The sequence below is a fragment of the Nocardioides sp. GCM10023255 genome, from assembly GCF_042653125.1.
Classification (GTDB): Bacteria; Actinomycetota; Actinomycetes; order Propionibacteriales; family Nocardioidaceae; genus Nocardioides.
Window position 1 is genome coordinate 37,552 of record NZ_JBHSHU010000011.1, and the last position, 23,926, is coordinate 61,477.

Genomic DNA, 23,926 nt, shown 5'->3' on the forward strand with positions numbered 1-23,926 from the left:
GGTGCCCCGGCGGACCACCCCGGGTGCGATTCCGATAGTCTTCTGCGTATCCGTGATCGTTGAGAGAGAGGCTCGTTCGTGGGTCTGCAACTCCCCAAGCGTGCGGCCGGGAACCTGCGCCGAGTGGCTCTGCCGGTCGCGCTGGGCACCAGCCTGTTGCTGTTGAGCAGCTGCTCGTCCGAGACCAAGGCCGAGTGGAAGCGCGGCGCCATGCCCGACCCCGGGTCGGAGCAGGGTGAGCACATCCTGAGCCTGTGGCAGGGTGCGTGGATCGCGGCCCTCATCACCGGCGTCGTGGTCTGGGGCCTCATCTTCTACGCCGTGTTCCGCTACCGGCGGCGCAGCGAGGACGAGGTACCGATCCAGACGCGGTACAACCTCCCGCTCGAGATCTTCTACACGATCGCCCCGATCATCATGGTGATCGTGTTCTTCCAGCACACGGTGAACGTCCAGAACGCCGTGCTCGACGACGACCTCCCCGTGGACAACACGATCGAGGTCACCGGCCAGCAGTGGTCGTGGACGTTCAACTACGGCGTCGGCCAGATGGACGCTGCGGCGAACGACGACGCCGCCGACCAGGAGTACCCGTACTCCTCCTACGTCTACGAGGCCGGCACCGGCTCGCACATCCCGACGCTGGTGCTGCCGGTCGGCAAGACCACGCGGTTCAACCTGCACTCGCCCGACGTCATCCACGACTTCGGCGTCCCCGGCTTCCTGATGAAGATGGACGTCATCCCGGGCCGCGTGAACCACTACGAGATCACGCCCACCCGGACCGGTACGTACAAGGGCAAGTGCTACGAGCTCTGCGGGGTCTACCACTCGCGGATGCTCTTCAACGTCGAGGTCGTCAGCCAGGCCGACTACGAGCAGTACGTCTCCGACCTCCAGGCCGCCGGCCACGAGTCCGAGACCCCGCTCATCGGCGCGGAAGACGCCTACACCCAGGCCGGGCTCGAGTCCGGCGCAGAGTCCGACGGAGGCGCGGAGTGACCGCCACAGCTGCACAGCCGACGACCGTCACCGGTCGCAAGACCCTCGGCCAGCAGGTCGTCCGGGTCCTCACCACCACCGACCACAAGCTGATCGGCAAGCTCTACCTCGGGACCTCGTTCGCGTGGTTCCTCATCGGCGGCGTGATGGCGCTGCTGATCCGTTCCGAGCTGGCCTACCCCGGCATGCAGGTCGTGAACGACGAGCTCTACAACCAGCTCTTCACCATGCACGGCACGATCATGCTGCTGCTGTTCGCGACGCCGCTGTTCTTCGGCTTCGGCAACGTGATCATGCCGCTGCAGATCGGCTCTCCCGACGTGGCGTTCCCGCGCCTGAACATGTTCAGCTACTGGCTGTTCCTGTTCGGCGGCCTGATCGCCGCCTCGGGCTTCCTGACGCCCCAGGGTGCGGCCGACTTCGGCTGGTTCGCCTACACCCCGCTGTCGGACGCCGTCCGGTCGCCGGGCGTCGGTGGCGACCTGTGGATCATGGGTCTGTGGATGGCCGGCCTGGGCACGATCCTGGGTGCGGTCAACTTCATCACCACGATCATCTGCATGCGTGCGCCCGGCATGACCATGTTCCGGATGCCGATCTTCGTCTGGAACACGCTGGTCACGAGCCTGCTCGTGCTGATCGCCTTCCCCGTCCTCGCCGGCGCGCTGCTCTCGCTCGAGGCCGACCGCCAGCTCGGCGCCCACGTCTTCGACGCGGCGCACGGTGGCGCGATCCTGTGGCAGCACCTGTTCTGGTTCTTCGGCCACCCGGAGGTCTACATCATCGCGCTGCCGTTCTTCGGCATCGTGACCGAGATCCTGCCGGTGTTCAGCCGCAAGCCGATCTTCGGCTACGTCGGCCTGGTCGGCGCCACGCTCGGCATCGCGATCCTCTCGGTCGCCGTGTGGGCCCACCACATGTTCGTCACCGGCGCGGTCGACCTGCCGTTCTTCTCCGGCATGACGTTCCTGATCGCGGTGCCGACCGGCGTGAAGTTCTTCAACTGGATCGGCACGATGTGGGGCGGGTCCCTGTCCTTCGACACACCGATGCTCTGGTCGGTCGGCTTCCTGACGACGTTCCTCTTCGGTGGCCTGACCGGCATCATCCTGGCCAGCCCGCCGCTGGACTTCCACGTCTCGGACTCCTACTTCGTGGTCGCCCACTTCCACTACGTGGTCTTCGGCACCGTCGTGTTCGCGATGTTCGCCGGGTTCTACTTCTGGTGGCCGAAGATGACCGGCCGGATGCTCGACGAGCGCCTCGGCAAGGTGCACTTCTGGCTGCTGTTCGTCGGCTTCCACCTGACCTTCCTGGTGCAGCACTGGCTGGGCGTCGAGGGCATGCCCCGTCGCTACGCCGACTACCTGCCCGAGGACGGCTTCACCACCCTCAACCAGGTCTCCACGGTCGGTGCGTTCCTGCTGGCCAGCTCCACGCTGCCGTTCCTGTACAACGTGTACATCTCGCGGAAGGCGCCGCTGGTCGAGACCGACGACCCGTGGGGCTGGGGCCGCTCCCTGGAGTGGGCCACCTCGTGCCCGCCGCCTCGCCACAACTTCGTGACGATCCCGCGGATCCGCTCCGAGTCGCCCGCGTTCGACCTGCACCACCCCGAGGTCGCCGCGATCGAGCTGGAGCAGAACGAGGCGGCCCGCGACGGTGACTTCGCCGACGCGCCCGACATGGAGGGCCGCCGGGAGCACGTCACCGGCCGCACCGACACCGATCCCCGCAACCCGGGGGAGGAGAACGCCTGATGAAGTCCGAGGCCTGGATCTTCGGGATCTGCACCGTCTTCTTCGTCCTGGTCAGCCCCGCCTACTGGCTGATCACCGGCGACTGGACGGGCACCTCAGCCCTCACCATGACCACGCTGCTCTCGGCCATGGTCACGATGTACCTCGGCTTCCACGCCAACAAGATGGACCCGCGTCCGGAGGACCGCAAGGACGCCGAGATCGCGGACGGTGCGGGGGAGCTGGGCTTCTTCCCGCCGTACTCCTGGTGGCCGCTGTGGTGCGGCGCGACCCTGGGCGTCGTCGTGTTCGGCACCGCCGCGGGCGCATGGTGGCTGCTGATCATCGGGGTCGCCCTCGGCGCCCTGGCGCTGTCCGGGTGGATCTTCGAGTACTACCGCGGCGAGCACGCCCACTGAGGCCCGTCGCTGCATTCCTCGGCCCCGCGTGAGCGTTCACACGTCGCGCGGGGCCGAGGCATGTCCGCTCCAGCGGTTACGCTGGTCCGGAGTCCGCTGACGTCTGCACTGGGGAGTTCCTGCATGTCCGAGAGTCGTGTTCGCGCCCACAACCGGGGACGGCGCCTGCGCCGTGGCCTGGCCGGCGTGGCGACCCTCGCCCTGGCGAGCGTCCCCCTGGCGGCCTGCCAGTCCGACGAGTCCGGCCCCGTGGGGGCCGACGGTTCCGAGCCGAGCAGCAGCGCCTCGTCGACCGTCGACCCGGTCAAGGTGACCACGGAGGTCGGCAGGAACAGCCACTCCGTCCCCGTCGACCGGACCGTGAAGGTCTCCGCCACGGGTGGGCGGCTGGACTCGGTGACCGTGAAGTCGCCGGCCGGTCCGCTGCCCGGCGACCTCTCGGGCGACGGCAGCACCTGGACGGCCAGCGGTCGGCTCGAGCCCGGCACGACGTACGTCGTGCGGTCGGTCGCGCAGCGCAGCGACGGCACCGAGGTCACCCGGACCTCCCGGTTCCAGACCGAGGACCTCACCCTGGACCAGCAGACGTTCGCCTCGGTGGCGCCGCTGCAGGACGAGACCGTGGGCGTCGGCATGCCGGTCATCGTGACCTTCGACGTGCCCGTGACCGACAAGGCCTCGATCGAGAAGCACATGTCGGTGAGTGCGTCGCCCCGGCAGCCGGGCTCGTGGCACTGGATCAGCGACACCGAGGTGCACTGGCGTCCGCGCGCCTACTGGAAGGCCGGCACCGACGTCTCCGTCGACGTCGACATCAACTCCGTCCCGGCCGGCGCGGGCATCTACGGCCAGGAGAGCCGTCACGTCGACTTCCACGTCGGCGACGCCCACGTCTACAAGGTGAACGCGCAGACGCACCAGATGCAGGTCTTCTCGAACGGCAAGCTGCTGCGGACCATCCCGATCACCACCGGCAAGGCCGGGTTCACCACCCGATCCGGCACGAAGGTCATCATCGAGAAGTTCGAGACCAAGCGGATGAACTCCGAGACCGTGGGCATCGGCAAGAACAACCCGGACTACTACGACATCGACGACGTCAAGTACGCCATGCGGCTGACCTACTCCGGCGAGTTCATCCACGCGGCCCCGTGGTCGGTGGCCTCGCAGGGGTCCGCGAACGTCTCCCACGGGTGCACCGGCATGAGCACCGACAACGCCAAGTGGCTCTACGACATGACCATCCGTGGCGACGTCGTCCAGTACACCGGCACGGACCGGCAGATGACCCTCACGAACGGCTACGGCGACTGGAACGAGTCCTACGCCGACTACCGCGGCGGCTCCGCCCTCTCCTGACACCGACCCGTCGCAGGTTGACGGTGAGGATCGTCGACCCGTCGCAGGTCGACCGTGAGGATCGTCGACCCGTCGCAGGTCGACCGTGAGAATCGTCGACCCGTCGCAGGTCGACCGTGGAGATCGTCGACCCGTCGCAGGTCGACCGTGAGGATCGTCGACCCGTCGCAGGTCGACCGTGTCGGGTGCCACCTGCTGCTCACAGGGCAGGCTCGCGCGCTGCCCTTCCACAGGCGGTTGTCCGCCTGGTGTGGGGTGCTCGTGACCGGGCATCGGCGCAGGTATGGAACTCGAACCCACTCCCGGGACCCGGGGCGGTCCCGCCGCCCCGGTCCCCGTCGACCGTCCGTTCACCCGGGCCCAGGTGGTCCGCGACGGAGTCACCGATCGCCAGCTCGCCGCCTGGTGCTCCAGCGGCGACCTCGTGAATCCCCTCCAGGGCGTCTACCACGCGTCCCAGCTACCCGACGGTCTGGATCTGCGCATCGGCTGCCTCAAGCTGGTCGTTCCCGACGATGCCGTCATCACCGACCGGACCGCAGGCTGGCTCCACGGTGCCCCCATGATCCTGGCACCGAACGATCACCTGGCGGTGCCGCCCGTGTCCATGTTCCGACCGCCCGGGTACCGGCTGCGCAACGAGCTGGCCGCCAGCGGTGAGCGCACCTTCGCGGCGGGGGAGGTGGTCGACCTGGACGGCCTGCGGGTCACCTCCAAGCTGCGCACCACCTGTGACCTCGGCATGATGCGCGGCCGGGACCAGGCGTTCGCGGCCATGGGCGCGATGATGGCAGTGGCGGGCGACGAGTTCGGCATCGCAGAGCTGGTGGACCAGGGGGACCGCTTCCGGGGCTACCGCCGCGTTCGGCAGTTCCGTCAGCTCGCGCCGATGGTGGATCCGCGACCACAGTCCCCACCGGAGCACATCCTCCTGCTGCGTTGGCTCGACTGCCCGTCGCTCCCCGTCGTGACGCCACAGCTGCAGGTCGTCGGTCCGGAGGGTCACTTCTACCTCGATCTCGGGGTCGAGGGCCTGGGGTACGGCGCGGAGTACGACGGCGACCGCTGGCACGGCCCTGAGCAGCAGCGTCACGACCGCGCGCGCCGAGGATGGTTGGCCGAGCACGGGGAGTGGCTGATCGACGTGTTCGTGGACAGGCACCTCTTCGGTAGCGTCCAGGCCGTCGAGCGACGCCTGTACGCCGGTGTCGCCGAGGCGAAGCGACGCCTCGGCCGTCGTGCGTGGCGAGGTCAGGACCGCGGTCCGGATCGTGCCCGCTTCTGGTGAAGCTGCGACGGGTCGGCGTGGTGGGGCGTGAAGCAGCGCCGGGTCGGCGTGCTCGGGCGTGAAGCTGCGACGGGTCGGCGTGCTCGGGCGTGAAGCTGCGACAGGTCGGCGTGCTCGGGCGTGAAGCTGCGACGGGTCGGCATGACGACGGCCCGCCCGGAACGAGTCCGGACGGGCCGTCGTGGTGATCGCGGTCGCTCAGTGGGAGCGGAGGTGCTCCTCGTCGACGAGGTGGTGCCCGTCGAACTGGTGGCCGTCCGCCGGGTGGTCGAGACCCGCCTGGAGAGCCTGCTCGTGCTCGGCGTGGTGGTGGGCCTCCTCGAGCTCCTCGGCGGTCGGCTTCTGCACGTTGTCGGCGTACATCAGCGTCGCGAGCTTCGCCTTCAGCTTCTGCGAGCGCGTACCCGGGGCCGGCACGCCGTTGGCGTCCGTCTCCGCGGTCTCGATCGCGTGCAGGTCGTCCCGCTCGCGGGCCGTCATGGCGTAGGCCCGGGCCGGGTCGATCGGCAGGTGCCGCTCGCTGTAGCCGCCCTCGGGGGAGCGCATGATGATGCCCGTCTCGTAGCCGTGCAGCAGGGTCTCGTTGTCGTGACGCTGCAGCGAGATGCACCAACGGCGCGTGATGAAGAACGCGATGGCCGGACCGACGAAGACGGCCACCCGCATGAAGTAGGTGATCTGGTTGATGCTGGCGTGCAGCTTGATCGCGATGATGTCGTTGCCGCCCGCGGCCCACATCAGGCCGTAGAAGGTCATCAGCGAGACCATGACCGCCGTGCGCGTCGGCGCGTTGCGCGGCCGCTCGAGGAGGTGGTGGTCGCGCTTGTCACCGGTGATCCAGGACTCCAGGAACGGGAGCAGCAGCAGGATCGTGAACATCAGCCCGGGCAGCACGATGATCGGCAGGAAGACGTTGAAGGGGAACGTGTGACCCCAGAACGCGAACTCCCAGCCCGGCATGATGCGCAGCGCGCCGTCGGGCCAGCCCATGTACCAGTCGGGCTGCGAGCCGGCCGTGACCTTGGTCGGGTCGTAGGGGCCGAACTTCCACACCGGGTTGATCGTCAGCAGGCCACCCATGATGGCGCTGACGCCGAAGACGATGAAGAAGAAGCCACCCGCCTTGGCGGCGTACACCGGCAGCATCGGGAAGCCGACGACGTTCTGCTCGGTGCGGCCGGGGCCAGGCCACTGCGTGTGCTTGTGGTAGACGAGCAGCAGCATGTGGGCGGCGATCAGCGCGAGCAGGATGCCCGGGATGAGCAGCACGTGCACGGTGAACAGGCGCGGGATGATCGCGTCACCGGGGAACTCGCCGCCGAAGATGAAGAACGACAGGTAGCTGCCGACCAGCGGGATCGACTTCATGAAGCCGTCCGCCGCGCGGACGCCGGTGCCGGAGAGCAGGTCGTCGGGCAGGGAGTAGCCGGTGAAGCCCTCCAGGGTGCCGAGGAGCAGCAGCAGGCAGCCGATCACCCAGTTGAGCTCGCGCGGCTTGCGGAACGCGCCGGTGAAGTAGACGCGCAGCAGGTGGATCATCATCGCCGCGATGAACAGCATGGCGGCCCAGTGGTGCATCTGCCTCATCAGCAGACCGCCACGGACGTCGAAGGACAGCTTCAGGCTCGAGGCGTAGGCCTCCGACATGGTGACGCCGCGCAGCGGGTCGTAGGAGCCTTCGTACTGGACCTCGCCCATGCTGGGCGTGAACCACAGGGTGAGGAAGACGCCGGAGAGGAGCAGCACGACGAAACTCCACAGCGCGATCTCACCGAGCATGAAGGACCAGTGGTCGGGGAAGACCTTGCGCAGGTTCTTCTTCATCACCGTGGCCAGACCGAGGCGGTCGTCGGCCCAGGTGGCGGCGGCGCCGATCTTGCTCGGCTTCTTCGCGGTGGCGGCGCTGGTGTTGCTCGTGGCCACCTTGCTGGTGTCGATGCTCACGACGGGTCACGCTCCCAGAAACTCGGTCCCACGGGTTCGGTGAAGTCACTCATGGCAACCAGGTAACCCTCATCATCCACGGTCAGCGGCAGCTGGGGAAGGGCGTGGCCGGCGGGCCCGAAGATCACCCGACCCGAGTCGGTCAGGTCGAAGGTCGACTGGTGGCACGGGCACAGCAGGTGGTGGGTGGTCCGCTCGTTCAGCGAGATCGGGCAGCCCACGTGGGTGCAGATCTTGGAGTAGACGACGATCCCGTCCACCGACCAGTTGAGGGTCTGCTCGGAGACGATGTCGTCGGGCTCCATCCTCGCCACGATGACGGCGGCCTTCACGCGCTCCTGCTGCAGCTCGACGCCCTCGAGCTCGGGGTAGCCGTTCTCCTCGGTCGGGAAGATCGCCTCCGGCTCGGCGTTGACCAGGTCGCCGATCTCGAGGTCGGAGACCTTGATCGGCGTGCCGACCACGTCGCGGACGACGCGCATGCCCTTGGCCCAGATCGTGTGGTTCAGCTTGTCGCCCGGCAGCGGACCGAGGTCGCGCAGCAGCACGATCGCCGGGAGGCCCAGGATGCCGACCGCACCCAGCAGGCTGTTGCGGACCAGGGGGCGACGGCCGATGCCGGACTCCTCGAGGCCGGCGCCGAGCGCGGCCAGCGTGGCCTCGCGGTCCTCGTCGGAGGACTTGGCGGGGTGGCGGTACTCGACGATCTCGTGGTCACCCATGAGCTTGCGCGCCCACTGGATGATGCCGATGCCGATGAAGAGCAGGGCACCGCCGAGGAAGCAGCCCAGCGTCACGTTGGAGGCGCCGAGGCCACCCACGGTGTCCCACTCGGCCCCGATGTCGAAGGCGAAGTACGACACGAGGAACAGCACCGCGCAGATCATCGACAGGCCGAACAGTGCGGCGACCTGGCGCTCGGCGCGCTTCTCGGCCTTGGCGTCGACGTCGGTCGGGCGCCACTGGTGGGCCGGCAGGCCCGGGTTCGCGATCGGCTCGTCCTCGAACGTGGCCGGGACGAGGTCGTGCGAGTCGTGGGAGTCGCTCACGCTTCCACCTTCTTCTTGTTCGAGCGCGTGGTGTGGGCGGCGATCCAGACGGCGAAGCCGACGAGCGAGCCCAGTCCGACCAGCCAGGCGAAGAGCCCCTCGCTCACGGGACCGAGGCCGCCGAGGCCGAAGCCGCCGTAGCCGGGCGCCTCCTCCAGCGAGCCGAGGTAGGCGATGACGTCACGCTTCTCCTCGGGCGAGAGGTTGCCGTTGGAGAAGTTGTCCATGGCCTGCGGACCGGTGAGCATCGCCTCGTAGATGTACTTGGGCTCGACGCCACGGATCTTGGGGGCGTAGCCGCCCCGCGGCATGGCGCCGCCGGAGCCCTCGAAGTTGTGGCACGCCGTGCAGTTGGTCAGGAAGATCTGGCCGCCGCGGACGATGGCCTCCTCGCGCTCGGCGTCGCTGAGGCCCTCGATGCTGTAGTCGTCCTTGGTCGGGATCGACGGGCCGGGGCCGAGGGAGGCGACGTACGCCGCGAGCTGGGCGATCTCCTCGTCGGTGTAGACGACCTTCTTGCGGGGCGCCTGCGCGCCCGGCTGGGCCATCGGCATGCGGCCGGTGCCGACCTGGAAGTCGACCGCCGCGGCGCCGACGCCCACCAGCGAGGGGCCGATCTGGTTGCCGTTCTGGGTCCTCACGCCCTCGCCGTTCTGGCCGTGGCAGAACGCGCAGCCGACGAGGAAGAGCTCCCGGCCCTTCGCCGCCTGGTCGGCGTCGCTCTCGGCCTGGTCGGCCTGGGCGGGGGAGAAGGCGGCGTACAGGGTGCCGGTCATCAGCAGCCCGAGCAGCAGCACCACGAGCCCGGCGAGCGGTCCGCGGCGGTGGCGTGAGAGTCGACCGGCGGAGCGGTTCAGGAGACGCACATTGAGTCCTTGCTGGGAGTCCTGGTGGGGTCCGACGTGGGGGTCACTTGACGAGGTAGATGGTCGCGAACAGCCCGATCCACACCACGTCGACGAAGTGCCAGTAGTAGGAGACGACGATCGCGCTGACCGCCTGTTCGTGGGTGAACCTGCGGGCCATGAACGTGCGTCCCAGCACGAACAGGAAGGCGATCAGACCGCCGGTCACGTGCAGACCGTGGAAGCCGGTGGTCAGGTAGAACATCGTGCCGTAGGCGGAGTCCTGGATGGTCACGCCCTCCTTGACCAGGGAGGCGTACTCGGTGGCCTGGCCGCCGATGAAGACCGCACCCATGACGTAGGTCAGCACGAACCACTCGCGCAGGCCCCAGCCCTTGACCTGCCAGACCGAGCCGGAGCGGCCGACCTGGCCGCGCTCCGCGGCGAAGACGCCGAGCTGGCAGGTGAGCGACGACAGCACCAGGATCGTGGTGTTCACCGACGCGAACGGGATGTTCAGCTTCTCGGTGTTGGCCGCCCACAGATCCGGGCTCACCGCGCGGATCGTGAAGTACGACGCGAACAGGGCCGCGAAGAACATCAGCTCACTGGAGAGCCAGATGATCGTCCCGACGCTGACCATGCTCGGTCGGTCGTGGTGCCCGTGCAGTCGGGATGCCGGAATCGCAGTTGCAGTCGCCACGGACGCCATTATGTCGTGGCGCGTCAACGAGGGCACCCCGACCCCCTCCTGTTGCGGGGTCGTAATGTTCACACCGTGCTGAGTGCCTCGTCCGTCACCGTCTGGGACGCCGCGGAGGCCCTCCCCAGGTTCACGATGGGGCGGGTGTTCACGGAGTGGTCGCTCGAGCCGCTGCCCTTCGTCATCACGGTCTGGGCGGCGGGTCTCTACCTGCTCGGCGTGGTCACGCTGCACCGCCGGGGCGACCGCTGGCCGGTGGGTCGGACGGTGTCGTTCGTCGTCGTCGGCATGGGGTCGTTCTACGTCGCCACGGCCTCCGGCCTGGGGGCCTACGACCTGACCCTGCTGAGCGTGCACATGGTCCAGCACATGATGCTCTCGATGCTGGTACCGCTGGCGCTCGCGCTGGGCGCCCCGGTCACGCTCGCGCTGCGGACGCTGCCCGCCCGCCCGCGAGCCTGGCTGCTGGTGGTGCTGCACTCGCGGGTCGCCCGGGTCCTCTCGTTCCCGCCGCTGACGCTGGCCCTCTACGTGGTCTCGCCGTGGGCGCTGTACTTCTCCGGCTGGTACGACGCCTCGCTGCACTCGACGTACGTCCACGAGATGATGCACGTGCACCTGGTCCTGGTCGGGGCGCTGTTCTTCTGGCCCCTGATGGGCATCGACCCGGTCCCCGGACGCGTCGGCTACCCGGCGCGGATGCTGCTCGTGGTGCTCACGCTGCCGTTCCACGCGTTCCTGGGGGTCACGATCATGGGCCAGGAGGGCCTGATCGGCCACGACTGGTACCCCTCCCTCCACGACGGGCCGATGGGCGCCTGGCTGCCCGACCCGCACGACGACCAGCACCTCGCCGGCGGGATCCTGTGGGGCTCCGGCGACCTGATCGGCCTGGTCTTCTTCGGCGTCCTCTTCGCGCAGTGGGTGCGCTCCTCGATGAAGGAGGCGGCCCGCGAGGACCGGCGCCTGGACCTGCTCGAGGCCCGCGCCGCCGCACGCGCGTCGGGCACGGCGACGACCAGCCCGGTCACGCCCGGCGCGGACCGGTAGCATCGCCGCCGTGAGCGACTCGACCTCGACCCGGACCGCGCCCCTGAAGGTGCTCGTCTACAGCGACGACGTCAACACCCGCCAGCAGGTGATCCTCGCCCTGGGCCGTCGCCCCCATCCCGACCTCCCCGAGGTGGAGTACGTCGAGGTGGCGACCGAGCCCGTCGTGATCGCGAACATGGACGCGGGGCAGATCGACCTCGCGATCCTCGACGGCGAGGCGGTGCCCGCCGGTGGCATGGGGATCGCCAAGCAGCTCAAGGACGAGATCTACCAGTGCCCGCCCGTGCTGGTGCTGACCGGCCGCCCCCAGGACGCCTGGCTGGCCACCTGGTCGCGGGCGGAGGCCGCCGTGCCGCACCCGATCGACCCGATCCAGCTCGCCGAGACCGTGGTGACGCTGCTGCGCTCGCGCGTGCCCGCCACCAGCTGACGGCCCCACGGGCCACCCGAAGGACTCTGTGATGACCACCTGGCCCGAGGTTCTCGGCGCGCTCGTCGACCGGACCGACCTCTCCGCGGAGCAGACCGCGTGGGCGATGGAGGAGATCCTCGAGGGGCAGGCGACGCCGGCCCAGATCGCGGGTTTCGCCGTGGCGCTGCGCGCCAAGGGCGAGACCACCGAGGAGGTGCTCGGGCTCGCGGATGCGATGTACGCCCGCGCCACACCGATCAGCGTGCCGGGACGCCTGCTCGACGTCGTCGGGACCGGGATGGACCGGTCGATGTCGGTCAACATCTCCACCATGTCCGCGATCGTCGCGGCCGGCGCGGGCGCGCTCGTGGTCAAGCACGGCAACCGGTCCGCATCGTCGAAGTCCGGGTCGGCGGACGTGCTGGAGTCGCTCGGCATCCGGCTGGACCTGCCCGCCGCACGGGTGGCCGAGGTGGCCTCGGAGGCCGGCATCACCTTCTGCTTCTCCGCCGCGTTCCACCCGGCGATGCGGCACGCGGCCGTGCCGCGACGCGAGCTGGGCATCGGCACCACCTTCAACTTCCTCGGCCCGCTCACGAACCCGACCCGTCCCCAGGCCCAGGCGATCGGCTGCGCCGACGCCCGGATGGCCCCGGTCATGGCCGGCGTCTTCGCGCGCCGCGGCCTCGACGCGTGGGTCTTCCGCGGTGACGACGGGCTCGACGAGCTGACCACCACGACCACGTCGTCGGTGTGGATGGTGCGCGAGGGCCGGGTCGCCACCGCGACGGTCGACCCGCGGCGGCACGGCATCGCGCTCAGCAGCGCCGAGGCGCTGCGCGGCGGCGACGCCGCCCACAACGCGGAGGTCGTGCTGCGGCTGCTCGACGGCGAGCAGGGTGCCGTGCGCGACGCGGTGCTGCTCAACGCAGGAGCCGCTCTCGCGGTGTACGACGAGGTCCCGGGCAGCGTCGACGACGCGCTCGCCGCCGGCCTCGAGAAGGCGCGCCGCTCCATCGACTCCGGGCAGGCCAGGGCCGCCCTGGAGCGCTGGGTGGCCGCCTCGGCCGCCTGAGCGTTCACGTGCCGGGCGTTCACGTGCCGGGCGTCGACGAGCGGAGACTGGGCGATCAGGCGAGGTCGAGCACCCAGGACTCGCCCTCGCGGCGGAAGCCGAGCCGGTCGTAGTAGGCGCCGACCATCGCCGGCGGCGTCACCACGCGGTGGAACCCGTGCTCGCGCAGCAGGCCGCTGCGCCGCCAGACGAACTCGCCGGGGGAGAAGTCGCGGAACCGGGGCGTGACGTAGTCCAGGACCACGTGTGCAACCTCGCCCTCGGCGCGCAGGAGCACGACGCCGACGGTCTCGTCACCGGTCACGACGACGAACGCGTGGCCGTCGGTGTCGGTGGGGTCCCACAGGAAGTCGGGCTGGAACTTCAGGATGTCGGCGCCGTGGACCCGCAGCACGTGCCGGAGGTACTCGTCACCGGGCGCCACCTCCACGGCGCCGAAGACCGTCTCGTCGTGGCGCTGGCGCAGCAGCCGCACGATGAACCACACGTTAATGGCCGCGAGCACGGCGTTCATGCCCACCATCGGCCACACGCCGATGAGGGCGTTGAAGGCCAGCAGGATCAGGCAGGCCAGCAGGTTGAGCGTGCGGAACCGCAGTACCCGCGCCTGCAGCAGCGAGAAGACCAGCAGGGCGCTGCCGCCCCAGCCCAGGACATCGAGCCAGTGGTCGGAGAACCAGCCCACGCGCTCAGTCCAGGCCGAGCGAGAACGCCGACTCCAGGTCGTGGCGGGAGTAGGCGCGGAAGGCGATGTGCGTCTCGGTCGAGGTGACCCCCGGGACCTTGTTGAGCCGGTCGGCGACCACGTTGGCCACGTCGTCGTGGTCGCGCACCCGCACCAGGGCGATCAGGTCGATCTGGCCGGTCACGGAGTAGACCTCGCTGACGCCCTCGAGGGCGGCGATCTCCTCCGCGACCTCGGGGATCCGGGCGACGTCGGCCTTGACGAAGACGATGGCGGTGATCACGGACGACAGGCTAGGGCATGGGGCGTCGCAGGGGGCCTCTCACCGGGCGGGCTGGTGCACCGGGGCGAGGCCGCGGCGGTCCTCGAAGGGCACCAGCGACTCGCGCGACTGGTGCACGGCGTCGTGGATCGCGAGATGCCGGGTCGCGCCGGCCACCGGGCAGGTCCACTCGCCGTCGACCTCGACCAGCCTGATCCCCGGCGACTCCAGCCAGCGCAGGATCTTCTCCGTCTCCTCCGCGGTCGCGGCCGGCACCGGGCCCGGGGCACCGGCGACGGTCTCGGCGCTGGCCCGCAGCTCGGAGACGTACTGGTGGGCGTCGGCGCCGGGCGGGATGGTCCCGGCGGCCGCCAGCCGGCCGAAGCGCACGACGTGGACCGCCCACCGGCCGTCGTCCTCGCGGCGTGCGGCGACCACCTCGGGGCAGCGGGTGAGCGCGGAGAGCCGTTGCGTGCGGGCGGCGGCGCGCACGAACGCCGCCAGCCGGTCGCGGTGGATGCCGGCCTCCTCGAAGCGTTCGTCGGCGGCCAGCGCGGCCATCCGGCTGTTGATCGCGTCGACCACCTCGTCGGGGCGGCGCAGCAGCGAGTCGCGCAGCTGGCGCACCACCGCGGCGTACGTCGTGGGGTCGACGCTGCCGTCGCAGGGGGAGAGGCAGCGCCCCATCTCGGCCAGGACGCAGGCGGCGCGGGACGGCTCGCGGGAGAGCCGGTCGGAGCACTGCCGGACCGGGAAGGTGTCGTGCAGCGCGGCCAGGCACTTCTCGGCGGACTTCTTCGAGGAGAACGGGCCGAGGTAGTCGGCGTCGTCGTCGAGGACCCGTCGCACCAGCGACAGGCGCGGCCACGGCTCACGGGTGAGCTTGACGAAGTGGACCTTCTCCGGGAACCGGGAGCGCCGGTTGTAGCGCGGCTTGTGCTCGGCGATCAGCCTCAGCTCGCGCACCTCGGCCTCCAGCGTGGTCGCGCACTCGATCCCGTCCACCCGGGAGGCCAGGCCCACCATCTCGCCCATCCGCGAGCGGGTCTCGGAGGCGGTGAAGTAGGAGCGGACGCGGGTGCGCAGGTCACGCGAGGTGCCGACGTAGAGGACGCGGGCGCGCTCGTCGCGGAAGAGGTAGACGCCCGGGGAGTGCGGCAGCGCCTCGGCGAGGTGACGCTTCTTGCGCTGGGCGGTGGTGACGCGCGAGGAGAACGTCTGCAGCTCCTCCAGCGTGTGCACGCCGAGGCCGCCGAGCCGCTCCATCAGGCCGTGCAGCACGTCGACGGTGGCCCGGGCGTCGGACAGCGCGCGGTGGTTGGGCGTGGTGCCCGAGTTGAACACCCGGGCCAGCGAGGAGAGCTTGCAGTTGGGCGCGTCGTCGCGGGTGATGACCCGGCGGGCCAGCTTGGCCGTGTCGAGCACCTCGAACCGGGGCCACGGGCGGCCCTGCTGCTCGGCGAAGTGCTTGAGGAAGCCCACGTCGAAGGGGGCGTTGTGGGCGACCAGGACCGTGCCGGCGGCGAACTCCAGGAACGCCGGGAGCGCGGACTCGATCGGCGGCGCGTCGGCGACCATGGTGTTGCTGATGCCGGTCAGGACGGCGATGAAGGCGGGGATCTCGGCGCGCGGGTTGACCAGCGTCTGGAACTCCGAGAGGACCTCGCCGCCGCGCACCTTGACCGCACCGATCTCGGTGATCATCGAGCCGCCCTGGGCGGAGCCACCGGTCGTCTCGAGGTCGACGACGCAGAAGGTGATGTCACGCAGCGGTCGTCCCAGCTCGTCGAAACTTCGTTGCGACTCCCACCGGGAAGGCGCACCGTGGGTGGCGCTGCTCATGTCCTCGACGCTAGAGGCGCGCACCGACAGTCCGCCGGCGACGCGCGGACTACCCTGTCGACGAGGCCCGACCAGCCGAACGACCCGACCACCCGACCGGAGCGAGGAGTGCCGTGAGCACCGTGATTCCCGACGCGGCCCACCGCTGGCGCTGCTCCGGCTGCGGCAACCTCACCCGCTTCGACGTGGCCCGCAGCCGACGGACCCGCGAGTTCTGGCACTTCGACCTCGCCGGTGACCACCGGGTCGAGGAGACCGAGGTGGTCGCCGAGGCGGTGACCTCCGTGGTCTGTCGCTGGTGCGGCCGCGACGACGCCGTCGAGGTGGTGCCGAGGGTCGAGCTCGTGGACGGCTCGGGGAACGGCCCGGGGAACGGCTGAGCGTGACAGCCGTGTCCAGCACCCCGCCCACGCTCGGCGGGCTGCCCGACGCCGTGCGTACGCGCGTCGTGGCGCTCACCGCCGACGCGCTGCCCGACGTCGTACGCCTCCCACCGGCGCTGCGCCGCGTCGCCGGCTTCGCCCCGCAGCGGCGGGCCCGGCTCGGGAGCAGCGCGATCGTCGCCTCGCTGGAGTCCGACGACGAGTTCCGCGAGCGGGTGGGCACGCAGGTGCTGGCCCGCACGTCGTACGACGCGGCCGCGCTGGTCGCCGGTCCGCAGGCGGTGTCCGGCGACCCGGTCGAGATGGCGGCCGTGACCTGGCTGGTCCGCCCCGACGGCTGGGAGGACGCCGTGGTCTCGCTCAGCCAGGACCTGCGCGGTCCCGACAGCGCCGAGCGGGAGGCGGCCGAGGCCGTGCGGCTGCGGGAGAAGCTGGCCGACGCCGAGCAGGCGCTGCACGACGCCCGGGCCAGGCTGCGCGCCCAGGTGGAGGAGTACAAGACCGAGAACGCCTCGCTGCGCCGCAAGCTCGGCGAGTCCCGGACCGCCGAGCGTGCGGCCCGGGCGGCGCACGAGGAGCTGGTGCGCGCGGTCGAGGAGTCGCGCGCCGCCGACGCGGACCGCTGGGCCGGCCAGGACAAGGAGCTGCGTCGGCTGCGCGCCCGGGTGGCGCAGCTGGAGGCCGAGGCGACGGCCGACCGGCGGGCGGCGCGTTCGGACCGCGACGAGGTGACCGTGCGGGCCCGGCTGCTGCTCGACACCGTGATCGACGCGGCGTCCGGGCTGCGCCGAGAGCTGGCGCTGCCCGGGGTCGAGGGGGCACCGGGGGACCGCCTCGAGGCGGAGCTCACCCGGGTCGCCGAGGGGCGCGCGGCCGGCTCCGTCGCCGGTGGGCCGGCGCTGCTCGAGCGGATGCTCGCGATGCCACGCGCCCGGTTGATCGTCGACGGCTACAACGTCAGCAAGACCGCGTGGCCGACCTCGCCCCTGGACGCCCAGCGGACGCGGCTGCTGCAGGGGCTGGCGCCGCTGGTGGCCCGGCTGGGCGTCGAGACGACCGTGGTCTTCGACGCGGCGTCCGCGACGGCCCGCACCGTCGCCCCGGCCCCGAGGGGCGTCAAGGTCGTGTTCAGCCCCGAGGGCGTGATCGCCGACGACGTCATCCGCGACCTGGTCGCGGCCGAGCCCACCGGGCGGGTGGTCGTGGTCGTCAGCAGCGACCAGGAGGTCGCCGCCGACGTGGCCCGGGCGGGGGCGCGGGCCCACCCCGCGGAGGCGCTGGTCGGCCTGCTGAGCTGACCAGGGGGCGGGGGCCGACACGCCGGTGCCCGGCCGACGCGGGCCGCGGTGTCGGTGGCGGGTGGCAGCGTCACCGGCATGACGACGCGAATCGACTGCGACACCTGCGTGGTGCGCGGCCTGGCGTGCCACGACTGCGTGGTGACCGTGCTGCTGGGGCCGCCCCCCGAGCTGACCTTCGACGACGACGAGCGCCGTGCGCTCGACGTCCTGGCCGAGGGTGGCCTCGTGCCGCCCCTCCGGCTCGTCCAGCCCATCGCCGGCCGCGACATCGAGTCGGCGTGACCACAGTGACGAATGTGACAGGAGTGTGCTCCTGAGGGTCGGCCGTGGCCAGAAACACGGCCCAACATGGGGAGGGGAGTTTGATGCTCCGCCCGACCCCCCACTAGTGTGTGGCGCTCAGGTGTCCGTGAACGTGGATCAGACCGGATCCACGCGGGCACCGCGCTGAGTCTCGGGCCCTCTCGGAGGCCCGGGAGCCGGGGAACCAACCCACCTGGGGTGAATCGCCCGCAAGGCGTCGGCACTCGTGCCGGCGAGGAGCGGGAGTAGGGCCTGTCGTGCCCGAACCCGTCAGCTCACCCGGTAGGCGTACGACACGCAAGGGAGACCGCCCGCTCGTGCTGAACGGTCGGAAGCGCACCATCACGCGCCCTATCGGCGCTGCCCTGTCCGGACTCGCCCTCGCGGCCGTGGTGGGAGTCGTCCCCTCGACGCCCGCCGGCGCGGAGCCGAGCATCGACGACGTCAAGAGCCGCGTCGACACGCTGTACCACCAGGCCGAGCAGGCCTCGGAGCGGTACAACGACGCCCGGCTCGAGCTCAAGGAGCTCAACCAGGAGCTGGTCTCGCTCAAGGCCGACCAGGCTCGCCAGGACAAGCGTCTCGGCGCCGTCCAGGAGCAGGTCAAGGACTCGATCGTGCACCAGTACGAAGGCGAGAGCCTCTCGGCGGTCGGCGAGGTCGTCGTGTCCGACGATCCCCAGGCGTTCCTGTCCCAGCTCTCGACCATGTCGGCGTTCAACGACATGCAGGGCCAGCTGTTCGACGACTACGCCACCGAGGCCAAGGCGCTCGACATCCGCCGCTCGGCGACCGAGAAGCGCGCCGCCCGGATCGCGGAGCTCAAGAAGGGCCTCGCCGAGGACAAGGCGGCCATCGACGACAAGCTCTCCGAGGCCAAGTCCCTGCTCGGCAAGCTCGAGGCCGAGCAGCGCGACGCCCTCACCTCGCGCAGCACCACCCGCACGCCCGAGGTCTCGGCCTCCGGCCGGGCCGCCGCCGCGGTGCAGTACGCCATGGCCCAGGTCGGCAAGGCCTACGTCTACGGCGCCGCCGGCCCCAGCGCGTTCGACTGCTCGGGCCTGACGATGATGGCCTGGGCGCAGGCGGGCGTGGCGCTGCCGCACTCCTCCAGCGCCCAGTACAACAGCGGCCCGCACATCCCGGAGTCCGAGCTAATGCCCGGCGACCTGGTCTTCTACTACAGCCCGATCAGCCACGTCGGCATGTACATCGGCAACGGCATGATCGTGAACGCGGAGAACCCCAGCGCCGGCGTGAAGGTCACCAGCCTGCACACGATGCCGTACGTCGGTGCGGTCCGCCCTGGCTGATCGCACGTCCGGGAAGGCCGGTCGCCCCCTGCTGTGGGCGACCGGCCTTTCGCTGTCCCTGGTGCTGGTCGCGGCGCTCGTCGTCCGGCTGGTCCTCGACGACGACCCGTACGTCGCCACCCCCTCTGCCGGGCCGGCCGCCCGGGTGGAGCCGGGGGCGGCCGCCGCAGCGCTGCACGACCTCGAGACCGCGGTGGCCGCCCGGGACGCTGCCGCCGCGCGCGCCCTCGCACCCCCGGACGACGAGGCGGCCGCCACGCTGCTGGCCGCCGTGGTCGGCAACGCCCGCGCCCTGCGGGTCGAGGACTTCTCGCTGCGCTACGTCGACGAGGAGGGGGCCGTGGCCCCGGACGGGTCCTGGTCGGCCGCCGTCGACGCGACCTGGCGGTTCGCCGGCTTCGACCGCGCCCCGGCGCGGGCCGAGGTCACCGTCCGCTTCGTGGCTGACGGGGACCGGGTGGCCGTCGACGGCTTCGGGGGCGGCGACCGCCGCGACCCGCTGTGGCTGCACGAGCCGCTCCGCGTGCTCCGGTCCCCGGGATCACTCGTGATGGTCGCCGGTCCGTCCCGGCGGGCCGAGCAGTACGCCGCGCGCGCCCGGGCCGCGGTGCCGGTCGTACGCCGGGTGCTGCCGGGGTGGCGCTCGGGGCTGGTCGTCGAGGTGCCCGCCACGGCCCGCGACCTCGACGCGGCACTGGCCGCCGACCCGGGGGAGTACGCCAACATCGCCGCGGTGACCGCCACGGTGGACGGGTCGCTGACGCCCTCGTCCCCGGTGCACGTCTTCGTCAACCCGGAGGTCTTCGGCGACCTGCGCCCCCAGGGCGCGCAGGTGGTGATGAGCCACGAGGCCGTCCACGTCGCCACCGACGCGGCGACCAGCGGCATGCCGCTGTGGCTGCTCGAGGGCTTCGCCGACTACGTCGCCCTGCGCGACGTCGCCCTGCCGCTGTCCACGACCGCCGGCCAGATCACCCGGCAGGTGCGTCGCGAAGGGGCCCCGAGCAGGCTGCCGGACGCCGCGGAGTTCGACACCACCACGACGCACCTCGGCGCGTCGTACGAGGGCGCCTGGCTGGCCTGCCGGTTGCTGGCCCGGACCGGAGGAGAGGCGGCGCTGGTGCGCTTCTACGAGCAGGTCGACGCCGGCACCGGGCTCGGCCCCGCCCTCAGGTCGACGTTCGGCCTGAGCGTCGCCGAGCTGACCACGCGGTGGCGGCGGCTCCTGACAGACTTGGCGTCGTGACCCCCGAGGACCGCAGGACGTCCGTCGTCGTCCTCGTCGTCGGGGGAGTGCTGCTCGCCGGCCTGGCCGCCTGGCTCGTGCCCTGGCACCCGGTGCCGGGCGGCACGCCCGGTCCCGCGGCCCCCGGCTCGGTCTTCACGCAGGCCCAGGTCGACCGGGCCGAGGCGTTCTCGTCCGGCGCCCGGTGGTGGAGCTGGAGCTCGCTGGCGGTCTCGTTGCTGGTGGCCTGCTGGTTCGGGTTCACCCGGGTCGGCGGCGACCTGGTGGAGCGGCTGCGCGGCCCGTGGTGGTGGCGGGTGGTCCTCGCGGTGGTCGGCCTCGAGCTGGTCGGTCGCGTCGTGACCCTGCCGTTCGCGGTCCTGCTGCACCGGCACCTGGTGGCCTACGGCCTCAGCACCCAGCCGTGGAGCGGCTTCGCCGCCGACGTGGCCCGCAGCGAGTTGGTCGCGGTCGTGACGACGTCGCTCGCGCTGGTGGTCCTGGTCGGCTGCGCGCGGCGCTGGCGGCGCGCCTGGCCGGCGGTGGCCGGAGGGCTGCTCGCCTGCCTGGTGCTGGTCGGGTCGTTCGTCTACCCCCTGCTGGTCGAGCCGCTGTTCAACTCGTTCACGCCGCTGCCCGACGGCGACCTGCGCACCCGCATCCTCGCGCTCGCGGACGCCGAGCACGTGCCCGTCGACGACGTGCTGGTCGCCGACGCCTCGCGTCGTACGACGACCCTGAACGCCTACGTGTCCGGCTTCGGCGGAACCCGGCGCGTCGTCGTCTACGACAACCTGGTGCGTGACCTGCCCGAGGACCAGGCACTGTCCGTCGTGGCCCACGAGCTGGCGCACGCCCGGCACGACGACGTGCTGGTCGGCTCGGTGCTCGGTGCCGCCGGCGCGCTGGCGGGGGTCGGCCTGCTCGGGCTGCTCGTCGGGGCGCTGGGCCGGCGCAGGTCCATGGGGGACCCGGCGGTGGTGCCGCTGGTCCTCGCCCTGGTGGCCCTGGGCACCCTGCTGGCGAGCCCGGTGCAGAACACCGTCAGCCGGATGATCGAGACGCGGGCCGACGTCGACGCCCTCGAGGCGACCCACGACCCCACCGCCTTCGAGGCGATGCAGCGCGAGCTGGCGCTGAAGTCGCTGGCCGACCCGACCCCGCCCGCGTGGTCGCAGCTGTGGTTCGGCAGCCACCCCACGACCCTGACGCGGATCGCGATCGCCCGGCAGCTCGCCGACCGGACCGGCGAGGGGTAGTCGGTCGGGAGCAGCCGCTCAGGAGTAGAGCGCGGCGACCTCGTCGCGGAACTCGCGCATCACGACGTTGCGCTTGAGCTTGAGGCTGGGCGTGAGCTGGCCGCCCTCCTCGGTCCACTCGTCGGGGAGGATCGAGAACTTGCGGATCGACTCGGCCTTGGACACCGCCTTGTTGGCCTCGTCCACCGCGCCCTGGATCTCCGCCTGCAGGTCGGGGTCGTCGATCAGGTCGGCGACCCCGCCGGACTTCCCGTGGGTCTCCGCCCAGGCCGGGAGGGACTCGGTGTCGAGGGTGATCAGGGCGCCGATGAACGGCTGGCCGTCGCCGACCACGACGCACTGGTCGACGAGGTGGTGGGCACGCAGGCGGTCCTCGAGCACGGCCGGGGCGACGTTCTTGCCGCCGGCGGTGACCAGGATCTCCTTCTTGCGGCCGGTGATCCGCACGAAGCCCTCGTCGTCGACCTCGCCCACGTCGCCGGTGTGGAACCAGCCGTCGCGCTGGAGGGCCTCGCGGGTGGCCTCCTCGTTGTTCCAGTAGCCGGCGAAGACCTGGCCGCCCTTGAAGAGCAGCTCGCCGTCGTCGGCCACCCGGACCGCGGTGCCGGGGAAGGGGCGACCGACGGTGCCGATCTTGACGGCGTCCGGGACGTTGGCGCTCAGCGCGGCCGTGGTCTCGGTCAGGCCGTAGCCCTCGAGGACGGTCAGGCCGATGCCGCGGTAGAAGTGGCCGAGCCGGTCGCCGAGGGGGGCGCCGCCGGACACGGCGTACTCGCAGCGCCCGCCGAGGGCGTCGCGCAGCTTGGCGTAGACCAGGCGCGAGAAGACGGCGTGACGGGCTCGCAGCGGCAGCGAGGGCCGGCCCTTGTCCTGGGCCCGGGACCACGCGATCGCGGTCTCGGCGGCGAGGTCGAAGACCTTGCCGCGGCCGTCGGCGGTGGCCTTCTGCGAGGCGGTGTTGAAGACCTTCTCGAAGACGCGGGGGACCGCGAGGATGAACGTCGGGCGGAACTCCTGCAGGTCGGCCAGCAGGTTCTTGATGTCGGCGCTGTGGCCGAGCCGGGTCCGAGACTTCACCGCGCCGATCTGGATGATCCGGGCGAAGACGTGGGCGAGCGGGAGGAAGAGCAGGGTGGCGGCGCCCTCGGTCGCGAACAGCCGCTCCATCTCCTCGACCGCGACGCCGAGCTCGAACATGAAGTTGCCGTGGGTGAGCATGCAGCCCTTGGGCCGCCCGGTGGTGCCCGAGGTGTAGATGAGGGTGGCGAGGTCGAGGGGAGTGGCGGACCGGCGCCGCTCCTCGAGCACGTCGTCGGCGATGTCCTGGCCCAGCCGGGTCAGCACGTCCACCGCGTTGTCGGCGATCGACCACACGTGGTTGAGGTCGTCGAGGTCGCCGCGCGCCTCGGCGACGCGGGCGACGTGGTCGGCGCCCTCCGCCACGACGGCCCGGGCGCCGGAGTCCTTCAGGATCCAGGCGATCTGCTCGGCCGACGAGGTCTCGTAGACCGGCACGGTGACCGCGCCGGCGAACCAGATGGCGTAGTCGAGCAGCGTCCACTCGTAGCGGGTCTTGGAGATCAGGGCCACCCGGTCCCCGGGCTCGATCCCGGCGGCCACGAGGCCCTTGGCCACCCCGGTCACCTCGGTGAGGAAGGTCGCCGCGGTGACGTCCTCCCATCCCGCGGAGGTGTGGCGGCTGAAGACCACCGCGTCGGGCGCCTCGTGGGCGTTGTCCACCACGTCGTCGGTGAGGTTGCCCGTGGCCGGGACCTCGATCGTCAGGGGCGTGGAGAACTCACGCACGGTGCCTCCTCGGGGCTGTTCCGCCGAGCAGGCCGTCACGGTCGACGGCGCGGCTGCAGCACTGGGTGAACGCGGGTCATCGACGGAGGTTACCGTTGCCGGACGGGCCGCTCGCATCCGGTACGCTCGCTCCCCGACGCGACCACGCAGCCGGGGCCGGTGCCCCTGCGACGACGGACAGGCCCACCACCCAGCCGAGGAGCCCCATGGCCGAGCAGACGACGTCCTCGATCGAGATCGAGGCCGCTCCCGCCGACGTCATGGCCGTCATCGCGGACTTCGACGCCTACCCCCAGTGGGCCAAGGGCGTGCGGACCGCGGACGTCGTCTCCGCCTACGACACCGGCGCGGCCGCCGGCCGGGCCGAGCAGGTCTTCTTCGAGCTCGACGTGTCACCGATCAAGGACGAGTACACCCTGGCCTACGAGTGGGACGCCGACCGCACGGTCACGTGGACCCTCGTCGAGGGCAAGATGCTGCGCGCTCTCGACGGCGCGTACGTCCTCCGGGAGCGTGCCAGCGGCCTGACCGAGGTGACCTACCAGCTCGCCCTCGACGTCTCCATCCCGCTGATCGGCATGCTCAAGCGCAAGGGCGAGAAGATCCTGATCGACACTGCGCTCAAGGGCCTGAAGAAGCGCGTCGAGACGCTCGGCTGA

General features: G+C 71.1%; 23 protein-coding genes and 1 riboswitch. Of the genes, 15 read left to right on the forward strand and 8 right to left on the reverse strand.

Features of this window, described 5'->3' with window-relative positions; genetic code table 11:
• Positions 1-78 precede the first annotated feature (78 nt).
• The 5 genes from coxB to ACFO9I_RS19055 all read left to right on the forward strand — a co-directional run bounded on the left by coxB (position 79) and on the right by ACFO9I_RS19055 (position 5,807).
• Positions 79-1,002, forward strand: coding sequence for a cytochrome c oxidase subunit II (gene coxB, locus ACFO9I_RS19035; protein ID WP_379183746.1), 924 nt, complete (start codon positions 79-81; stop codon positions 1,000-1,002).
• Complete coding sequence (gene ctaD / locus ACFO9I_RS19040) at positions 999-2,762, forward strand: cytochrome c oxidase subunit I (RefSeq protein WP_379183748.1); 1,764 nt, start codon at positions 999-1,001, stop codon at positions 2,760-2,762. Before coxB ends, ctaD begins: the two co-directional genes overlap by 4 nt.
• Positions 2,762-3,160, forward strand: a complete 399-nt coding sequence (locus ACFO9I_RS19045) for a cytochrome c oxidase subunit 4 (protein WP_379183750.1) — start codon at positions 2,762-2,764, stop codon at positions 3,158-3,160. The genes ctaD and ACFO9I_RS19045 overlap by 1 nt, the downstream gene beginning before the upstream one ends.
• 123 nt (positions 3,161-3,283) lie before the next feature.
• Positions 3,284-4,519, forward strand: a complete 1,236-nt coding sequence (locus tag ACFO9I_RS19050) for a L,D-transpeptidase (RefSeq protein WP_379183752.1) — start codon at positions 3,284-3,286, stop codon at positions 4,517-4,519.
• Positions 4,520-4,802: 283 nt separating this feature from the next.
• Positions 4,803-5,807 (forward strand): hypothetical protein, encoded by a 1,005-nt coding sequence (locus ACFO9I_RS19055; protein WP_379183753.1) that lies wholly within the window; start codon positions 4,803-4,805, stop codon positions 5,805-5,807.
• Positions 5,808-6,005: 198 nt separating this feature from the next.
• Here ACFO9I_RS19055 and ACFO9I_RS19060 read toward each other — a convergent pair whose 3' ends face one another.
• From ACFO9I_RS19060 to ACFO9I_RS19075, 4 genes are read right to left on the reverse strand one after another with little or no spacing between them, the layout of a single operon-like run.
• Positions 6,006-7,751, reverse strand: a complete 1,746-nt coding sequence (locus tag ACFO9I_RS19060) for a cytochrome b (RefSeq protein WP_379183755.1) — start codon at positions 7,749-7,751, stop codon at positions 6,006-6,008.
• Complete coding sequence (locus ACFO9I_RS19065) at positions 7,748-8,800, reverse strand: ubiquinol-cytochrome c reductase iron-sulfur subunit (protein ID WP_379183757.1); 1,053 nt, start codon at positions 8,798-8,800, stop codon at positions 7,748-7,750. The genes ACFO9I_RS19060 and ACFO9I_RS19065 overlap by 4 nt, the downstream gene beginning before the upstream one ends.
• Positions 8,797-9,666 carry a c-type cytochrome gene (locus tag ACFO9I_RS19070; RefSeq protein WP_379183758.1) on the reverse strand — a complete coding sequence of 290 codons (870 nt, stop codon included), beginning with the start codon at positions 9,664-9,666 and terminating at the stop codon, positions 8,797-8,799. The genes ACFO9I_RS19065 and ACFO9I_RS19070 overlap by 4 nt, the downstream gene beginning before the upstream one ends.
• 43 nt (positions 9,667-9,709) lie before the next feature.
• The gene (locus ACFO9I_RS19075) at positions 9,710-10,357 is read right to left on the reverse strand and encodes a cytochrome c oxidase subunit 3 (RefSeq protein ID WP_379183903.1); all 648 of its coding nucleotides are present in this window, start codon (positions 10,355-10,357) and stop codon (positions 9,710-9,712) included.
• Positions 10,358-10,423: 66 nt separating this feature from the next.
• On the opposite strand from ACFO9I_RS19075, the gene ACFO9I_RS19080 reads away from it, so the two are divergent.
• From ACFO9I_RS19080 to trpD, 3 genes are read left to right on the forward strand one after another with little or no spacing between them, the layout of a single operon-like run.
• Positions 10,424-11,398 (forward strand): cytochrome c oxidase assembly protein, encoded by a 975-nt coding sequence (locus tag ACFO9I_RS19080; RefSeq protein WP_379183760.1) that lies wholly within the window; start codon positions 10,424-10,426, stop codon positions 11,396-11,398.
• A 10-nt stretch (positions 11,399-11,408) separates the two neighbouring features.
• Positions 11,409-11,831: a hypothetical protein gene (locus ACFO9I_RS19085; protein ID WP_379183762.1), complete on the forward strand. Its 423-nt coding sequence runs from the start codon at positions 11,409-11,411 to the stop codon at positions 11,829-11,831.
• 31 nt (positions 11,832-11,862) lie between these two features.
• Entirely contained in the window at positions 11,863-12,888 is a 1,026-nt protein-coding gene (gene trpD / locus ACFO9I_RS19090) for an anthranilate phosphoribosyltransferase (RefSeq protein ID WP_379183764.1), read from the forward strand.
• Between the two features lie 55 nt (positions 12,889-12,943).
• On the opposite strand, the gene ACFO9I_RS19095 is transcribed toward trpD, so the two are convergent.
• Genes ACFO9I_RS19095 through ACFO9I_RS19105 form a run of 3 tightly spaced genes read right to left on the reverse strand, consistent with a single transcriptional unit; the run spans position 12,944 to position 15,677 of the window.
• A complete protein-coding gene (locus ACFO9I_RS19095; RefSeq protein ID WP_379183766.1) occupies positions 12,944-13,573 on the reverse strand; it encodes a hypothetical protein in 630 nt (209 codons plus the stop codon).
• A 4-nt stretch (positions 13,574-13,577) separates the two neighbouring features.
• Entirely contained in the window at positions 13,578-13,856 is a 279-nt protein-coding gene (locus tag ACFO9I_RS19100; RefSeq protein ID WP_379183768.1) for an Lrp/AsnC family transcriptional regulator, read from the reverse strand.
• Positions 13,857-13,895: 39 nt separating this feature from the next.
• Positions 13,896-15,677 (reverse strand): DEDD exonuclease domain-containing protein, encoded by a 1,782-nt coding sequence (locus tag ACFO9I_RS19105; protein ID WP_379183770.1) that lies wholly within the window; start codon positions 15,675-15,677, stop codon positions 13,896-13,898.
• A gap of 113 nt (positions 15,678-15,790) precedes the next feature.
• On the opposite strand from ACFO9I_RS19105, the gene ACFO9I_RS19110 reads away from it, so the two are divergent.
• The 6 genes from ACFO9I_RS19110 (at position 15,791) to ACFO9I_RS19135 (ending at position 21,461) form a co-directional block, all read left to right on the forward strand.
• Complete coding sequence (locus tag ACFO9I_RS19110) at positions 15,791-16,057, forward strand: hypothetical protein (RefSeq protein ID WP_379183772.1); 267 nt, start codon at positions 15,791-15,793, stop codon at positions 16,055-16,057.
• 11 nt (positions 16,058-16,068) lie between these two features.
• Complete coding sequence (locus ACFO9I_RS19115; RefSeq protein WP_379183774.1) at positions 16,069-17,358, forward strand: NYN domain-containing protein; 1,290 nt, start codon at positions 16,069-16,071, stop codon at positions 17,356-17,358.
• A gap of 78 nt (positions 17,359-17,436) precedes the next feature.
• The gene (locus ACFO9I_RS19120; protein WP_379183776.1) at positions 17,437-17,643 is read left to right on the forward strand and encodes a hypothetical protein; all 207 of its coding nucleotides are present in this window, start codon (positions 17,437-17,439) and stop codon (positions 17,641-17,643) included.
• Positions 17,644-17,806: 163 nt separating this feature from the next.
• Positions 17,807-17,955, forward strand: a riboswitch (cyclic di-AMP (ydaO/yuaA leader).
• A 98-nt stretch (positions 17,956-18,053) separates the two neighbouring features.
• Positions 18,054-18,977 (forward strand): C40 family peptidase, encoded by a 924-nt coding sequence (locus tag ACFO9I_RS19125; protein ID WP_379183778.1) that lies wholly within the window; start codon positions 18,054-18,056, stop codon positions 18,975-18,977.
• Positions 18,958-20,223, forward strand: coding sequence for a hypothetical protein (locus ACFO9I_RS19130; RefSeq protein WP_379183780.1), 1,266 nt, complete (start codon positions 18,958-18,960; stop codon positions 20,221-20,223). The genes ACFO9I_RS19125 and ACFO9I_RS19130 overlap by 20 nt, the downstream gene beginning before the upstream one ends.
• Entirely contained in the window at positions 20,220-21,461 is a 1,242-nt protein-coding gene (locus ACFO9I_RS19135) for a M48 family metallopeptidase (RefSeq protein ID WP_379183782.1), read from the forward strand. The genes ACFO9I_RS19130 and ACFO9I_RS19135 overlap by 4 nt, the downstream gene beginning before the upstream one ends.
• 18 nt (positions 21,462-21,479) lie before the next feature.
• On the opposite strand, the gene ACFO9I_RS19140 is transcribed toward ACFO9I_RS19135, so the two are convergent.
• Positions 21,480-23,267, reverse strand: coding sequence for an AMP-dependent synthetase/ligase (locus tag ACFO9I_RS19140; RefSeq protein ID WP_379183784.1), 1,788 nt, complete (start codon positions 23,265-23,267; stop codon positions 21,480-21,482).
• A 206-nt stretch (positions 23,268-23,473) separates the two neighbouring features.
• Here ACFO9I_RS19140 and ACFO9I_RS19145 point away from each other — a divergent pair, with 206 nt between their 5' ends.
• On the forward strand, positions 23,474-23,926 hold the full coding sequence (locus ACFO9I_RS19145; RefSeq protein WP_379183786.1) for an SRPBCC family protein: 453 nt from the start codon (positions 23,474-23,476) through the stop codon (positions 23,924-23,926).

What these genes read in the sequence shown, in the direction of transcription:
- ACFO9I_RS19050 (WP_379183752.1), top strand. Translation starts at nt 3,284, where the DNA reads ATGTCCGAGAGTCGTGTTCGCGCCCACAACCGGGGACGGCGCCTGCGC.
- trpD (WP_379183764.1), top strand. Translation starts at nt 11,863, where the DNA reads ATGACCACCTGGCCCGAGGTTCTCGGCGCGCTCGTCGACCGGACCGAC.
- ACFO9I_RS19045 (WP_379183750.1), top strand. Translation starts at nt 2,762, where the DNA reads ATGAAGTCCGAGGCCTGGATCTTCGGGATCTGCACCGTCTTCTTCGTC.
- ACFO9I_RS19055 (WP_379183753.1), top strand. Translation starts at nt 4,803, where the DNA reads ATGGAACTCGAACCCACTCCCGGGACCCGGGGCGGTCCCGCCGCCCCG.
- ACFO9I_RS19075 (WP_379183903.1), bottom strand. Translation starts at nt 10,357, where the DNA reads ATGGCGTCCGTGGCGACTGCAACTGCGATTCCGGCATCCCGACTGCAC.
- ACFO9I_RS19120 (WP_379183776.1), top strand. Translation starts at nt 17,437, where the DNA reads ATGACGACGCGAATCGACTGCGACACCTGCGTGGTGCGCGGCCTGGCG.
- ACFO9I_RS19145 (WP_379183786.1), top strand. Translation starts at nt 23,474, where the DNA reads ATGGCCGAGCAGACGACGTCCTCGATCGAGATCGAGGCCGCTCCCGCC.
- ACFO9I_RS19105 (WP_379183770.1), bottom strand. Translation starts at nt 15,677, where the DNA reads ATGAGCAGCGCCACCCACGGTGCGCCTTCCCGGTGGGAGTCGCAACGA.